Source organism: Mangrovactinospora gilvigrisea (genome assembly GCF_001879105.1).
Taxonomy (GTDB): Bacteria; Actinomycetota; Actinomycetes; order Streptomycetales; family Streptomycetaceae; genus Mangrovactinospora; species Mangrovactinospora gilvigrisea.
The window spans coordinates 78,940-93,531 of sequence record NZ_MLCF01000043.1; the positions used below are offsets into that span (position 1 = coordinate 78,940).

14 protein-coding genes and 2 tRNA genes are annotated in these 14,592 nt (G+C 73.7%); 14 read left to right on the forward strand and 2 right to left on the reverse strand.

Translation table 11 applies throughout. The annotated features are described in order from the left end of the window. Positions 1-124 precede the first annotated feature (124 nt). The 4 genes from BIV57_RS09445 to BIV57_RS25065 all read left to right on the forward strand — a co-directional run bounded on the left by BIV57_RS09445 (position 125) and on the right by BIV57_RS25065 (position 3,817). A complete protein-coding gene (locus tag BIV57_RS09445; RefSeq protein WP_336445899.1) occupies positions 125-439 on the forward strand; it encodes a hypothetical protein in 315 nt (104 codons plus the stop codon). After that, complete coding sequence (locus BIV57_RS09450) at positions 436-1,764, forward strand: glutamate-5-semialdehyde dehydrogenase (RefSeq protein WP_265736985.1); 1,329 nt, start codon at positions 436-438, stop codon at positions 1,762-1,764. The genes BIV57_RS09445 and BIV57_RS09450 overlap by 4 nt, the downstream gene beginning before the upstream one ends. Positions 1,765-1,880: 116 nt before the next feature. Further along, complete coding sequence (locus tag BIV57_RS09455; protein ID WP_071656249.1) at positions 1,881-2,456, forward strand: SCO2584 family spore wall biosynthesis protein; 576 nt, start codon at positions 1,881-1,883, stop codon at positions 2,454-2,456. Positions 2,457-2,542: 86 nt separating this feature from the next. Continuing rightward, a complete protein-coding gene (locus BIV57_RS25065; RefSeq protein WP_473234600.1) occupies positions 2,543-3,817 on the forward strand; it encodes an SCO2583 family membrane protein in 1,275 nt (424 codons plus the stop codon). Positions 3,818-3,912: 95 nt separating this feature from the next. Here BIV57_RS25065 and BIV57_RS09465 read toward each other — a convergent pair whose 3' ends face one another. Further along, entirely contained in the window at positions 3,913-5,016 is a 1,104-nt protein-coding gene (locus BIV57_RS09465) for a M48 family metallopeptidase (RefSeq protein WP_071656251.1), read from the reverse strand. A gap of 143 nt (positions 5,017-5,159) precedes the next feature. Between BIV57_RS09465 and BIV57_RS25070 the strand changes: the two genes are divergently transcribed. From BIV57_RS25070 to BIV57_RS09505, 10 genes are all read left to right on the forward strand, one after another. Beyond that, positions 5,160-5,321 carry a hypothetical protein gene (locus BIV57_RS25070; RefSeq protein WP_175548707.1) on the forward strand — a complete coding sequence of 54 codons (162 nt, stop codon included), beginning with the start codon at positions 5,160-5,162 and terminating at the stop codon, positions 5,319-5,321. A 185-nt stretch (positions 5,322-5,506) separates the two neighbouring features. Then, positions 5,507-5,659, forward strand: coding sequence for a hypothetical protein (locus tag BIV57_RS25075; protein ID WP_175548711.1), 153 nt, complete (start codon positions 5,507-5,509; stop codon positions 5,657-5,659). Between the two features lie 85 nt (positions 5,660-5,744). After that, positions 5,745-6,368: a nicotinate-nucleotide adenylyltransferase gene (gene nadD / locus BIV57_RS09470; RefSeq protein WP_071656252.1), complete on the forward strand. Its 624-nt coding sequence runs from the start codon at positions 5,745-5,747 to the stop codon at positions 6,366-6,368. 62 nt (positions 6,369-6,430) lie between these two features. After that, on the forward strand, positions 6,431-8,128 hold the full coding sequence (locus tag BIV57_RS09475) for an LCP family protein (RefSeq protein WP_071656253.1): 1,698 nt from the start codon (positions 6,431-6,433) through the stop codon (positions 8,126-8,128). Positions 8,129-8,254: 126 nt separating this feature from the next. Then, positions 8,255-8,713 carry a ribosome silencing factor gene (gene rsfS, locus BIV57_RS09480; RefSeq protein WP_071656254.1) on the forward strand — a complete coding sequence of 153 codons (459 nt, stop codon included), beginning with the start codon at positions 8,255-8,257 and terminating at the stop codon, positions 8,711-8,713. After that, positions 8,710-9,363: a histidine phosphatase family protein gene (locus tag BIV57_RS09485; RefSeq protein ID WP_071656324.1), complete on the forward strand. Its 654-nt coding sequence runs from the start codon at positions 8,710-8,712 to the stop codon at positions 9,361-9,363. Before rsfS ends, BIV57_RS09485 begins: the two co-directional genes overlap by 4 nt. A 78-nt stretch (positions 9,364-9,441) precedes the next feature. After that, a tRNA-Ala gene (locus tag BIV57_RS09490) sits at positions 9,442-9,514 on the forward strand. 249 nt (positions 9,515-9,763) lie between these two features. Then, a tRNA-Ala gene (locus BIV57_RS09495) sits at positions 9,764-9,836 on the forward strand. Between the two features lie 78 nt (positions 9,837-9,914). Then, positions 9,915-11,156 carry an MFS transporter gene (locus tag BIV57_RS09500; RefSeq protein WP_217651715.1) on the forward strand — a complete coding sequence of 414 codons (1,242 nt, stop codon included), beginning with the start codon at positions 9,915-9,917 and terminating at the stop codon, positions 11,154-11,156. A 239-nt stretch (positions 11,157-11,395) separates the two neighbouring features. Beyond that, positions 11,396-13,018 carry an ABC-F family ATP-binding cassette domain-containing protein gene (locus tag BIV57_RS09505; RefSeq protein WP_071656255.1) on the forward strand — a complete coding sequence of 541 codons (1,623 nt, stop codon included), beginning with the start codon at positions 11,396-11,398 and terminating at the stop codon, positions 13,016-13,018. 28 nt (positions 13,019-13,046) lie between these two features. Here the strand turns inward: BIV57_RS09505 and BIV57_RS09510 are convergent, their stop codons facing one another. Then, positions 13,047-14,573 carry an NADH-quinone oxidoreductase subunit NuoF family protein gene (locus BIV57_RS09510; protein WP_107409517.1) on the reverse strand — a complete coding sequence of 509 codons (1,527 nt, stop codon included), beginning with the start codon at positions 14,571-14,573 and terminating at the stop codon, positions 13,047-13,049. Between the last annotated feature and the right edge of the window lie 19 nt (positions 14,574-14,592).

A 14,592-nucleotide genomic window follows, 5' to 3' on the forward strand; every position in this document is an offset into this window, starting at 1 on the left:
GGGTTCCGAGGGGCGGAGGCGGCTCAGCAGTGTGCCGGCGGCGGGAGCGGAGGCGGGTGCGGAGGCGTCGAGGGGTGCCCCGCGCGGGGCACCGCCCGAACGCATGTGGCATGTGACGCTCAGCATGGCCGGTGATCCGGTGCCGGTGACGCAGCTGCGGCGCGCCCTGGAGACGCTGGTGAACGAGCACCCGCCGCTGATGACGGGCCGCTACGCCGCCGACCGCGCCGAGATCCGGTACTGGGAGGAGGCCGCCGAGCTGCAGGACGCGGCGGCGCTGGCGCTCCGGCTGTGGGGCGAGTACCGGTCCAGGGCCGGGCTGCCGGCCTGGCGGACGGTCGGCCTGGAGGTCGTCGACCGGCACACCTATCGGCAGCGCGTCGAGGAGGGCCGCGGGCCCAACCCGGCGGTGGGCGCCGATCCGGTCCGGCCGTTCTGAGCGGCGGACACCGCGGTCCACCCTGTGGGCGGCCCCGTCACGGTGCGCCGCCGGGCCGGTACTCTCGCGCCATGCCCAGCACCGTCACGGATCTCGCCGTCCGCGCCCGCGCCGCCGCCTTCGACCTCGCGGCGGCGCCCCGCGGCGCCAAGGACGCCGCCCTGCTCGCCGTCGCCGACGCCCTGGAGGCGGCCGCGCCGGCGCTCGTCGCGGCGAACGCCGCCGATGTGCGGCGCGCCGAGGAGGCGGGCACGCCCGCCGCCACCGTCGACCGGCTCACCCTCACCCCCGAGCGGGTCGCGGCGATCGCCGCGGACACCCGGCACGTGGCGTCGCTGCCCGATCCGGTGGGCGAGGTGGTGCGCGGCTCGACGCTCCCCAACGGCCTGGAGCTGCGTCAGCTGCGGGTGCCGCTGGGCGTGGTGGGGATCGTCTACGAGGCGCGCCCCAATGTGACGGTGGACGCGGCGGCGCTCTGCCTGAAGTCGGGCAACGCGGTGCTGCTGCGCGGCTCCTCCTCGGCGGCGGCCTCCAACGCGGCGCTGGTGGCCGTGGTGCGGGAGGCGCTGGGCAAGGCGGGCCTGCCGGAGGACGCGGTGCAGCTGGTGCCGGCCGACGACCGGGAGACCGTCCAGCAGCTGATGCGGGCCCGCGGCCTGGTGGACGTGCTGATCCCGCGCGGCGGGGCGTCGCTGATCCGCACGGTGGTGGAGGGCTCCACGGTGCCGGTGATCGAGACGGGCACCGGCAACTGCCATGTCTATGTGGACGAGGCCGCCGACCTGGACATGGCGTCCCGGATCGTGGTGAACGCCAAGGCGCAGCGCCCCAGCGTCTGCAACGCGGCGGAGACGCTGCTGGTGCACGAGGCGGTGGCGGCGGAGTTCCTGCCGCGGGTGCTGGCCGATCTGGCGGACGCCGGGGTGACGGTGCACGGGGACGAGGCGGTGCGCGGGATCGGCGGGGACGCGGTGCTGCCGGCGGGGGAGAAGGACTGGGCGGAGGAGTACCTCTCCTACGACATCGCGGCGGCCGTGGTGCCGTCGCTGGACGCCGCGGTGGAGCACATCCGCCGCTGGTCGTCGGGCCACACCGAGGCGATCGTGACGGGCTCGCAGGCGGCCGCGCGGCGCTTCGTGCAGCGGGTGGACGCGGCGGCGGTGGCGGTGAACGCCTCCACCCGGTTCACCGACGGGGCCGAGTTCGGGTTCGGCGCGGAGATCGGCATCTCCACGCAGAAGCTGCACGCCCGGGGCCCGATGGGCCTGCCGGAGCTGACCTCGACCAAATACGTCGTCACCGGCGAGGGCCAGGTGCGCTCCTGACGGACCGGATGCCGCGCCGGATCCCGAGCCGGGTCCGGCACCGGATCCCGAGCCGGATCGCCCCTTTTGGCCCGGAGCTGTATCCCTGGCAGCGGAGCGGTAATACGCTTTTGTCCATGCCCGATGACACGGGAGGCCCGGCGTTCCGGGAGGGACCCGAACACGGCGGCGCGGACGGCGAGTTCGAACAGTCGGACGAGCTGGCGGCCGTGGTGTTCGACGATGCGTTCGTGCACGCCGCGGCGGTGCACGAGCCGACGGCCGACGAGCGGATCGCGGCCGCGGTGGAGGCCCGGATGCGGGAGCGTCCGCCGGCCGGTGATCGCCTGCTGGGCGACATCGGCTTCGCGGCGCCGCCGGACGGGCCGCATGCGGGGCACCACGGCGCGGCGGGGGCGCACGCCGGCGCGCTCGGCGAGTCCTGCGCGGCGTGCGAGGCGGAGCTGCGCCACGGCGCGCGGACGGCGGCGCGGAACCATCGCATGGTGGCCTGGGTGCTGGCGGTGGTGATGGGGCTGGGGGTGCTGGCGTTGGCCGTGTCCGCGGTCTACCGCAGCACCTCGACGGCGCCGGCGACGCAGCCGGTGGATCGGGTGCCCGCCGGAAACGGGCAGGTCGGGCCGGGTGCGGGCGCGCGGCTGGAGCCGCCGTCGCAGGGCTCCGGAGGACGTCGGGGCACGGTTGCGCCCTGAGGGGCGCGCGGGAATGTCCTGACAGGTACTCAAGCCAAGTGGCCCCGGCTCTCGTGGGGCGGGGGCGGACGTCATACTCTGGACGCATGGCTGGTCGGGGAGAGCCGCCGGAGGGAGGCGCCGTTCCCGGCGGTGAGGACGATTACGGATCCGTCGTGTTCGACGAGTCCTTCGTTCGCGCTGCCCCGCTCCAGGAGCACTCGGCCCGCGAGCGGCTGGGCCCCGAGCACCGGCCGGCCGTGCGCCGCCGCCGCCCGGACCGGCTGCCGCTGACCAAGGGGGGACGCCGGCTCTCGGCGCTCCTGGTGGTGCTGCTGATGGCCTTCGGGACGGCGATCTACCTGGGGCTGCAGCGGCCCAACAACGCTCCCGCGGTGTACCCGCCGCCGCGGTTGAGCACCGTGCTGATCCCGCTGACGGCGGCGCCCTACCTGGACGCTTCGGGCTCGCCGTCGTCCTCCCCGTCCTCGACCTCGTCATCGGCGTCCGCCTCGTCGTCGGCGTCGTCCTCCGCGTCCCCGTCGGCCTCGGCGTCGCCGTCCGCCGGGCCCTCCCGGCAGGATCCGTTCGCCGGCACGCCGGCGGAGGACTACCGGATCGGCAAGGACGGCATCTCGCTGCCGAAGGCGCACGGCACCACGCACTTCACCGCGGACGAGGTGTTCCGGTCGCTGCAGGTCGCCAAGGAGTACCTGATAGCGGCGAACATCGACCCCCAGGCGCTGATGGGCGGCGGCACCCAGGACGTCCGGGCGCTGATCGACGCCCGCCAGTACAAGCAGTTCGACGCGAGCATGGACCACCCGTCGGACGACGGGCAGAACACCGCGACCGGCTGGCTGACCAGGTTCGACCCGAACCGGGTGGCGCTCGCCACCGACGAGGTGCGGGTGGACGGCTCGGTGGTGCTGCGCGAGCTGAACCAGGACTACCTCGAGATCACCACCGACCACACCTATGTGTACGGGCTGGCCCGCAGCCACGGCCGGGGCCGGGACGCGCAGCAGATACTGCCGTTCGTCATCCGGCGCGAGGTGACGATGCAGTTCGACCACGACGATGTGAAGGCGAGCACCGTGCGGGTGGTGCAGTCGGTGGTGGAGGCCGGGCCGCAGGCGTGCACCACCGACTCCTCGGCGTACTTCCACCCGGTCTTCCCGGCGCTGCTGCCGACGGCCGCCGCGTCGCCGTCGCCGTCCGGCGCGAAGTCCGGGGCGGCGCTGCCCTCGCCGGGCGCGGGCAGCGGCTCGCCGTCGCCGGCGGTGTCGCCGTCCTCCTCCGGCAGCCCGCCGGTGACCTCGATAAACCCCTTCGACCACCGGCGTTCGGCGGCCGGCGGGCTCTGCGGGGTGCTGGGCTGACGCGGGTTCTGCCCGCGACATGCGCGAGGGCCCCGGCGGTGCGTCCGCCGGGGCCCTCGCGCTGAGCCGATGGTGCGTTGGTTGCCGCCTCGGGGCTACTGGTCGTCGGTGGACCGGGACCAGGAGTCGCCGTTGTTGCCGCGGTTGTCCTCGTCGCGGTTGCCGCCGTCGCCGCCGCCGGAGCGGGAGCCGGTGAAGACGTTGCGCAGCCGGCTGCCGACGTCGCCGGCGCCGCCGGCCACGTCCTTGAGGATGCCGAGCAGCGGGTCGCTGCTGCTCTTGGCCTTGTCGGCGTAGTGGTCCGCGCCCTTCTTGAACTCCTCGCGGATGGAGCTGCTGCGGTCGTCCTCGCGGCGCGGGTACTCGCCCTCCAGGATGCGCTCGTAGTCGCCGCTCTCCACCCACTCCTTGAGCTCGGCGCAGCGCACCGCGGTGAAGGGGTGCGACTGCGGCAGGACGGCGAGCACCTTCAGGACGCTGTCGCGCACGTCGCTGGTGTTGCGGTACTCCTCGGCCTGCTTGAGGAAGGCGTCGATGTTCATCTCGGCGAGGTGCGCGCCGCCGGCGAGCTTCATCAGGGCGCGCTGCGAAGCCTGGAGGTCCTGGCCGACCAGCAGGCCGGCGCGGTCGCAGGACAGCTCGGACTTCCGGAACCACTCCAGCAGGGCCAGGATCAGCGCCCGGATGGCGATGGTGCCGAGCGGCAGCCACGCCAGGGCGGTGGCGAGCCGGGTGAGGATGAGCAGCATGGTGCGGTAGACCGCGTGGCCGGACATCGCGTGCCCGACCTCGTGGCCGATCACCGAGCGCAGCTCCTCCTCGTCCATCAGGTCCACCAGGCCGGTGGTGACCACGATGATCGGCTTGTCCATGCCGATGCAGAAGGCGTTGGGGATCGGGTCCTGCTGGACGTAGAGGGTGGGCACCTCTTCGAGGTCGAGGATGTACGCCGCGTCCCGGACCATGTTGTGGATGTCGGTGAACTGCTGCTCCGAGGCGCGCACCGCGGTGGCCAGGAACAGCAGGCGAATCGATCGCTCCGAGAAGAGGCCGGCCATCTTCTTCAGGACGATGTCGAAGCCGGCCATGGAGCGCAGCGCGGTGAGCGCGGAGCGATCGGCCGGGTGCTCGTAGGCGCGCGAGGAGATCCCCGGGAATCGGGTCCTGTTGCGACTGGGTGAGTTGTTGGCGTCTGTCATCGCCTTGCTACCCCCTGCTCGTTCCGGTTGGTGGCCACACTACGGCCCTGGGGCCGCTTTCGTACGGTTGCCGCCCGCGCGAAGTCCCGCGAGGGGGCGGCGCTACCCTTTGGGGCGAACTGTCGACGAATGGAAGTACCGAGATGGGTTCCACCGTGGGTGCCGCCGCACTGCTTGCGCTGTCGCAGAGCCAGCAGGACAACGTCCACACCGGGCCGGGATTCCTCCGCTGGGTCGTGATCGGCCTGGTGGTGGGTGTGGTCCTGGTCGGATGGGTGGTGCTGCGCGGGTACGGCAAGCGCTGACGCGTCCGTGGCCGCGGCACCTCGATCCGGTCGCTCCGTCGTCATCACCTGGTCGGACGAGCGAGGTCGGCGGTTGGTTCCCGAGCGGGCGGCCGTAGGATACGGGGGATCGCTCAGCACATCACCGCATCAGACGGCAGCGGCGTCGGGGGACGCCGCGTCAGGAAGCAGAGGGACGGCCTCCGATGAGCCCCACCGCGCTCCACGCGCTCAACACTCTCGCCGAGGGCGGCACGCCGAATCACGAGAGCCTCTCGCCGCTGGCTGTCGGCGGGTCGGCGTTCCTGATCCTGCTGGCGCTGCTCTTCATCGTCACCCGCTTCAACAAGGACCGCTGAACGCCGCCGCGCCGGCCGGCGGCCGCGCCCGGGTGCGCGTCCCCGGCCGCGGCGGCGCCGTCCGGCACAGGTAGGCTGCATCGCCATGACTGCTGAACCGGCGGACCGCGCCGCCCGAAGCCGCGGCAGGCGGCTGGGCGTGATGGGCGGCACGTTCGACCCGATCCACCACGGGCACCTGGTGGCGGCCAGCGAGGTCGCCAACATGTTCGACCTGGACGAGGTCGTCTTCGTGCCGACCGGCCGGCCGTGGCAGAAGAGCGACCAGCTGGTCTCCCCGGCGGAGGACCGCTATCTGATGACGGTCATCGCCACCGCGGAGAATCCGCAGTTCTCGGTGAGCCGCATCGACATCGACCGCGGCGGGCCGACGTACACCACCGACACGCTGGCGGATCTCCGCGCCGAGAATCCGGACGCCGAGCTCTTCTTCATCACCGGCGCCGACGCGCTCAACCAGATCCTGTCCTGGCGGCGCCCCGGAGACCTCTTCGACCAGGCGCATTTCATCGGAGTGACCCGCCCGGGGCACACTCTCACCGACCCGGGTTTCCCGGCGGGGAGCGTCTCGCTGGTCGAGGTTCCGGCGCTCGCCATCTCCTCGACGGACTGCCGCGCGAGAGTGGCCAAGGGGCAGCCGATCTGGTACCTCGTACCGGATGGAGTCGTGCGCTACATCAGCAAGCGCCGCCTGTACCGCGACGGCTGACTCGTTGTTTGAGTAGCGTAGCGCCCCAGGGGGTGCAGGCACGTATCGGCGGAAGGGGCCAAGTGTCCGGAAGCAACGGCTGGGGTTACGGCGGGGACGACCCGTACGACCCCCACGCGCCCCGTCAGCAGCACGAGCAGCACCCCGATCAGCAGCAACAGCAGTACGAGCAGCAGCACCAGCAGCAGTACGGCTACGACGACACCTACGGCGGCGGCTACTCCGACCAGCAGGGCCAGCAGCAGGGCCAGGGCTACTACGACACGTACGCGGGCCAGTACCAGCAGGTACCGCAGACGCCGCAGTCTCCTCCCCCGAACCAGTACGAACAGCAGTACGGCGCGCAATATGCCCAACCGCAACCGTCGATGTACGACACCGGCCAGACCAGCGGCGCCGGCTACGACACCGCCCAGTTCCAGGCCGGCCAGTTCGACACCGGCCAGCAGTGGGCCGTCCCGCAGCAGAACCCGCAGCACCAGGTGCCGGGGCAGCGGCAGCCCGGCGCCGACGAGGGCGGCGGCCAGGACCCGTACGAGACCGGCCAGTTCGCGTTCGCCCAGGAGGACACCGAGAAGTCCGAGGACGCGATCGACTGGCTGAAGTTCGCCGAGACCCGCAGCGAGCGGCGCGACGAGAAGAAGCGCCGCTCCCGCGGCCGCGTCCGGATCCTCGCCGTGCTGCTGGTGATCTGCCTGGCGGGCGGCGGGGGTTGGCTGTGGTGGAGCCACCGCGGCGGCTCGGACACGGCGGCGGCCGCGGGCGGGGGCGGCCAGCGCAACACCATCGTGGTGACGCTGCGCGACCTCAAGGGCGTCACCTCCAACGTGATGCTGGTCGACAACGCCTCCGCGAAGTCCGGCAGCACCCTGCTGCTCCCCTCCAACCTTCAGCTGCCCTCCGGCGACGTGGGCACCGTCACCATGGGCCAGTCGCTCGACCAGCTGGGCCCCTCGGGCACCCGCGACGCGCTCTCCACGCTGCTGGGCGCGAACATCTCCGGCTCCTGGCGGCTCGACTCGCCCTTCCTCTCCACCCTCGTCGACAAGGTGGGCGGCATCACCCTCGACGCCGACACCGCGATCTCGCAGGGCGGCAAGGAGGTGCTGCACAAGGGCAGCAACAGCGGCGTCAACGGCGCCACCGCCATGGCGTACGCCACCTACCAGGCCAAGGGCGAGGGCGACAACACGCGGCTGGCCCGCTTCGGGCAGGTGATGGACGGCGTGCTGCAGCAGATGCCGACCAGCCAGCAGGGCGCCACCGCCGTGGTCAACGCCATGGGCGCGGTGCTCGACCCGTCGCTGCCGGCGAACAAGCTGGGCGCCTCGCTCGCCGCGCTCGCCAAGGAGCGGCAGGGCGGCAAGTACCGCACGGTCTCGCTCCCGGTGGCCGGCAACGGCACCCTGCCGGACGGCGCCGCCGGCCAGGTGGTCAGCACCGTGCTGGGCACCTCCATCAAGAAGTCCGCCGAGGGCGCGGCCCGGGTGACGCTGAGCAACGGCAGCGGCAGCGCCAAAACGGGGTCCGCCGCGCAGGCGTCGCTCACCAACGGCGGCTACAGCATGCTGCCGGGCGGCGGCAACGTCTCCGTCCGGGCCAAGTCGCAGATCGCCTACACCGATCCGTCGAACAAGGCGGACGCCCTGGACATCGCCAAGACGCTGGGCCTGCCGGCGGGCGACGTGGCCGCCACCAAGGCCAAGATCTCCGGTGATGTGGCGGTCACCATCGGCCAGGACTACAAGCCCCAGGGGTGAGCCGCGGTTCCCCCGCGCGGCGGCCGCGGGGGAAATCGTGTGCCGGGTTCCGGGCGCGGCATGAGAACCTTGGGACTGGACACGGCTCAGCCGTGCCCGCCCCCGTCTCCGACCCGAGAGCATGACGTGACCGCAACCGACCGGGCCCTGCAGCTGGTCGCCGAGGCCGCCCTGGCCGCCGACGACAAGCTGGCCCACGACATCATCGCCTACGACGTCAGCGACGTCCTCGGCATCACCGACGCCTTCGTGCTCGCGTCCGCCGCCAACGACCGCCAGGTGAAGGCGATCGTCGAGGAGGTCGAGGCGCGGATCGCCCGCGAGCTGGGCGAGAAGCCGGTGCGCCGCGAGGGCGAGCGCGACGGCCGCTGGGTGCTGCTCGACTACATCGACATCGTGGTGCACGTGCAGCACTCCGAGGAGCGCGTCTACTACGCGCTGGAGCGGTTGTGGAAGGACTGCCCCGTGCTGGAGCTGCCCGGCGAGGTCGCCGAGCAGAGCCGCGGCCGGCGGGCCGCCGCCGACCCGTCCGAGGAGTCCGGCACCGTGGTCGGCTTCCCGGGCGCCGCCGGGGGAGACCTCTGACCGCCGGGCAGCGCCGCGGCCGCCGCATCATCCTGTGGCGGCACGGGCGCACCTCGTGGAACCGGGAGCGCCGCTTCCAGGGCAGCACCGACATCCCGCTGGACGAGACCGGGACCGCGCAGGCGGCCCGGTCCGCCCGCGTGCTCGCCGCGCTGCGGCCGGACGCCATCATCGCCTCCGACCTGCAGCGGGCCGCGGCCACCGGCAAGGCGCTCGCCGAGCTGACGGACCTTCCGATCACCCTCCGCCCGGAGCTGCGGGAGACCTTCGCCGGCCGCTGGCAGGGCATCACCTGGGACGAGATCGAGGACCGCTTCGGCGCCGAACTGGCCGCCTTCCGCCGCGGCGAGGAGGTGCGGCGCGGCGGGGACGGCGAACTGGAGACCGAGGTCGCCGAGCGCTCCGTGCCCGCCGTGCTGGAGGCCGCGGACGAGCTGCCGGACGGCGGCACCCTGGTGGTGGCGAGCCACGGCGGGACGATCCGGATCACCATCGCCGCGCTGATCGGCCTGCACCGGGAGAACTGGAGTTCGCTGGGCGGACTCTCGAACTGCTGCTGGTCGGTGCTGAGCGAGAGCGACCGCGGCTGGCGGCTCACCGAGCACAACGCGGGCTCCCTCCCCGAGCCGGTCGTCGGCGACGACACCTGATTTTTGCGAACCGGCCCCGACCGGCTAAGCTTTCCGACGTCGGAGCCGCGGAGCACACCGCGGGCCGGCGCACCGCGCGGGGCTTTAGCTCAGTTGGTAGAGCGCTTGCATGGCATGCAAGAGGTCAGGGGTTCAAATCCCCTAAGCTCCACTCCGAACCACCGGACGATCCCGTCGGGCCCAACGGCCCGGCGGGATCTTCGCGTTGGGGCGCGCGGGGACCTTCCGGGCCATCGGGGCCATCGGTGCGTCCGCGACGAAGGGGGAGCGGGTGGACGCCTGACGGCATGCCCGGCCGGGCGCCGCACCGCCCGAAACGGATTCGGTTTTCCCGCAGCCGCCGTGTACAGTACTTCTTGCCGCCGCGGAGCTGGAGAAGCGCCGCGGAGGTCCACATCTCGGGGCTTTAGCTCAGTTGGTAGAGCGCTTGCATGGCATGCAAGAGGTCAGGGGTTCAAATCCCCTAAGCTCCACATCCCCAAGATCCCGTCCGAGCCGCGCGGCCCGGGCGGGATCTTTGTCTTGCGTGTATTGCGGCAGGGGGCGGGGTGTTGGCGAAGGCGCGCGGGACGCTGCCGCTGCGCAGCCGTTCCTTCAGGCTGCTGTGGACGGCCCGGACGACCTCGCTGACCGGCAGCGCCGTCGGCCAGGTCGGCCTGCTGCTGGCGGTCGCGCACTCGGCGCACGCCGCCGTCGCCTCCGTGATGCTGCTGATGCTCCTCGGCGACCTCGCCCCCGCGCTGCTGGCGCCGCTCACCGGTGCCCTCGCCGACCGCACCGACCTCAAGCGGCTGATGGTGGTGCTGGAGCTGGGCCAGGCCGCAGCGACCGCGGCCCTCGGGCTGTGGCTGCCGGCCCTTCCGCTGCTGCTGGCGCTCTTCACCGTCCGCGCGCTCTGCGGACAGGTCTTCCCCGCGGCGACCCGCGCGGCCGTCCCCGCTCTCGTCGCGGACGCGGACCTGCCCGCGGCCAACGCCGCGCTCGGCTTCGGCGAGAACGGCCTGGCCGTGCTGGGCCCGGTGCTCGCCGCGGTGCTGATCCCGGCGGCCGGGATCCGCGGGCTGCTGCTGATCGACGCGGCCACCTTCGCCGCCTCCGCCCTGCTGCTGACCGGGTTGCCGCGGATCGCCACCCGGGAGGCCGCCGCGGACGCCGCGGACGGCGAGCCGTCCTTCCTGCTGCACGCCGGCCGGGGCCTCGCCTTCCTGTGGCGGACGGCCGGCATGCGGCTGCTCTTCCTCGGCTTCTCCACCGTCGTCCTCTTCAACGCGGTCGACGACATGGGCCTGGTCTTCCTCGGCAGGCGCACCCTGCACAGCGGCGACTCGGCCACCGGCCTGCTCTTCGCCGGCAGCGCAGCCGGCCTGATCGCGGGCTTCGCGCTGGTCGCCCGGTGGGGCGGCCGGATCGCCGCGCCGGGGCTGCTGGTGGTCGGCTTCGCGGTGAGCAGCCTCGGCAACCTGCTCACCGGCGCCGCCTGGTCGGTGGGGGTGGTGCTGGCGCTGCAGGCCGTCCGCGGCGTCGGCCTCGCCGCCCAGGACACCGCCGCTGCCACCGTGGTGCAGCGCACCGTGCCCCGGGAGCTGCAGGGCCGCGCCTTCGCCAACCTCTACGGCGCCATCGGCCTCGCGGCGGGCGCCTCCTATCTGCTCGGCGGCGTGCTGCTGCAGACGGCGGGCCCGCGCGGCACGTTCGTCGTCGCCGGGCTCGGCGGCATCCTGACGGCGCTGGTCACGGCCGTGCGGATGGGTGTCCGGGGGGCCGGTCGGGAGCGCTGCGGCGGCGCGGACTAAATCCCGGCGTCCCCTCGGGCCCCGCTGTTACCCTGGCGGAGACCTTGCCCCCTGGTTGAGGAGACCGGACATGGTGGTGGACGACGACATCTCGGGGTGATCCCCGGGTGCGACGGGTCGCCGGCCGGTGCGTGAGCGCACCGCGGCCGCAGCGACCCCTTTGTCGTTCCGCCGTTCCGCCGTTCCGTCGTCCCGCCCTGCGTCCGCAGGTGCCTCCCTCATTCGCGAGGTCCTTCGCCATGTCCGACGCCTCTGTCGTCTGCTCCAACCTCACCTTCTCCTGGCCCGATGACACCCCGGTCTTCCGGGACCTGTCCTTCGCGGTCGGCGCCGGCCGCACCGGCCTGGTCGCTCCCAACGGCGCCGGCAAGAGCACCCTGCTCGGGCTGATCGCCGGCGAGCTGAAGCCCGCCGCCGGGTCCGTTGCCGTCGACGGCGTCCTCGGCCATCTGCCGCAGGACCTGCCGCTCACCGCCGATCTGACGGTCGGCCAGGTGCTGGGCGTCGCCGACATCGTCGCGGCGATCGACGCCGTGGAGTCCGGCGACGTCGACGAGCGCCACTTCACCGTCATCGGCGACGACTGGGACATCGAGGAGCGCACCCGCGCCCAGCTCGACCGCCTGGGCCTGGGCGGTCTCGCCATGGACCGGGTGCTGGCCACCCTCAGCGGCGGCCAGGTGGTCTCCCTCGGCCTCGCCGCCCAGCTGCTGCGCCGCCCCGACGTGCTGCTCCTCGACGAGCCCACCAACAACCTCGACCTGGACGCCCGCCGCCGGCTGCACGCCGTGCTGGAGGACTTCTCCGGCTGCCTGCTGGTGGTCAGCCACGACCGCGAGCTGCTGGACCGGATGGACCGCATCGCCGAGCTGGAGCGCGGCGAAGTCCGCTTCTTCGGCGGCAACTTCACCGCCTACCAGGAGGCGGTGCGCGCCGAGCAGGAGGTCGCGGAGAAGAACGTCCGCAACGCCGAGCAGGAGCTGAAGCGCGAGAAGCGCGAGCTGCAGCAGGCGCGGGAGCGCGCCGACCGCCGGCAGAGCAACGCCGCCAAGAACCTCAAGAACGCGGGCCTGGCGCGGATCTTCGCGGGCAACATGAAGCGCGGCGCGCAGGAGTCGGCGGGCCGGGCCGGGCAGATGCACGCCGACCGGGTCGGCGACGCGAAGGCCCGGCTGGACGAGGCGGAGCGCGCCGTCCGCGAGGAGCAGCGGCTGGTGCTGGACCTGCCGGACACGGAGGTGCCGGCCGGCCGCACCCTCTTCCTCGGCGAACGGCTGCGGGTGCGGGACGTCTTCGCGGGGGAGGGCGCCGCCCTGACCATCCGCGGCCCGGAGCGGATCGCGCTGACCGGCCCCAACGGGGCCGGGAAGTCGACGCTGCTGCGGCTGGTCGAGGGCGGTCTGGCCCCGGAGGGCGACGGCACCGCCAAGCGCGCGGACGGCCGGATCGCCTACCTCTCCCAGCGGTTGGACCTGCTCGACCCGGCGCGCACGGTCGCGGAGAACTTCGCGGCGTTCGCCCCGGAGCGCCCCGAGGCCGAGCGGATGAACCTGCTCGCCCGGTTCCTCTTCCGGGGGGCCCGCGCGCATCTGCCCGTCCGGGTGCTCTCCGGCGGGGAGCTGCTGCGCGCCACCCTGGCGTGCGTGCTGTGCGCGGAGCCGGCGCCGCAGCTGCTGCTGCTGGACGAGCCGACGAACAACCTGGACCTGGTCGGCGTCGCCCAGCTGGAGAGCGCGCTGGAGTCCTACCGCGGCGGGTTCGTGGTGGTCAGCCACGACGAGCGGTTCCTGCGCGAGATCGGCGTGCGGCGCGGCCTGCGGCTGGCGGACGGGGTGCTGACGGAGACGGCGGCGCCCTCCTGACGCGTGTCTCCCGTGTTGTGACGGGGGTTCAGGACCGCTCCATGCGCAGCGCCAGCGTCGGGCAGCGGCGCACCGCGGTGCGGGCCCGGGCCCGCAGATGCGCCGGGACCGGCGCCGACGACAGCGTCGGATAGCCGTCCCGGCCCAGCCGCAGCAGCTCGGGGACGACGCCGGCGCAGAGGCCGTGGCCGTCGCAGAGCGTCCAGTCGACCACCAGGCGCTCCTCGCCCGCGGCGGCCGAGGTGGCGGCCGCCGCGGACCCCGCCTCGGTGGGGAGGGGCAGTGCTCCGATCACCGGTCGGTGGCAGCCGCCGCCCAGGGTGTGTGCGGCGAGGTCGTCGGTGAAGACGGTGAGGGCGGAGCGGACGAATGCGGAGGAGCCGTCGGGGTGGGAGCAGGCGCCGCGGCGGCGGACGGCGGCGAGGCCGTTGCGCAGGCGGTCCTGGGCGGTGGGGCTGCCGCCGTCGAGCACGTCGTCCAGTGCGTTGGCGATGTCGGGCAGGCCGAGGTAGCAGGGTCCGCACTGGGCGGCGGATTCGGCGGCGAGCCAGTGTGCGATGCGGGCGGTCTCGCCCAGGGGGCAGGTTTCGCGGGGGAGGGGGATCAGGGCGCCGGCGCCGAGGGTGGCGCCGAGGGTGTCCAGGCCGGGGCGGGAGACGGTGGCGGCGGCGGCGGTCCGTTGGTCGAGGAAGCGTCCGTGGTAGCCGCCGACCAGGAGGGCCTGTCCGAGGTCGGGGGTGCCGGCGGTGGCGGTTACGCGGGAGAGTGGGGTGCCGAAGGGGGCTTCGACGACGGTCTGGTGGGGGTGGCGGTGTCCGGGGGTGGGTGCGGTGACGGTGAGCAGGGTGGTGCCGGGTTCGTTGGGGAGTCCGGTGGCGGCGTAGCCGGTGGGGCCGAGGCGGGCGGCGACGGCGAGTTGGGCGCAGGTTTCGGTGTTGGACAGCAGGGTGGGGCGGCCGCCGAGGCCGCGTTCGGAGGTGCGGGTGCGGCGGCCGTCGGGGAGGGCGGGGCGGCCGGAGAGGCCGCGGATGAGGGCGCCGCCCTCGCCGGAGACGAACCGCTCGGGCAGCCGGACGATCCGGACGGCGCGGCGGGGGAGGCGCCGCTCGGCGAGGGCGCGGCGCAGCGAGAGCTCGCCGGTGCGGGTGGCGACGCCGACGGCGATGTCGTCCGCCTCCAGCGCGCGGGCGGCGAGCAGGGCGCCGTCCAGGACGAGGTGGGGGGCGCGTTCGATGAGGAGGGCGTCCTTGCGGCAGGCGGGTTCGCCTTCCATGGCGTTGACGACGACGGCGGGTGCGAGGTCGCGGCGTGCGGCGGCGGCGTCGACGGCGCGGAGCTTGCGCAGGAAGGGGAAGCCGGCGCCGCCGCGGCCGCGCAGGTCGATGGCCTCGGCGAGGGCGAGCAGGTCGGGGAGGTCGGGTTCGCGGGCGGCGCCGTGGACGGCGAGGTGGGCGGCGCGGTCGAGGCGCAGGCCGTCGGGGCCGAGGCCGGCGGTGAGCCGGGCGACGCCGACGGCGGCGACGGCGACGGCGGCGGCGACGTCAGGCCGCGGCACGGGTGACGGGAGGGGATTG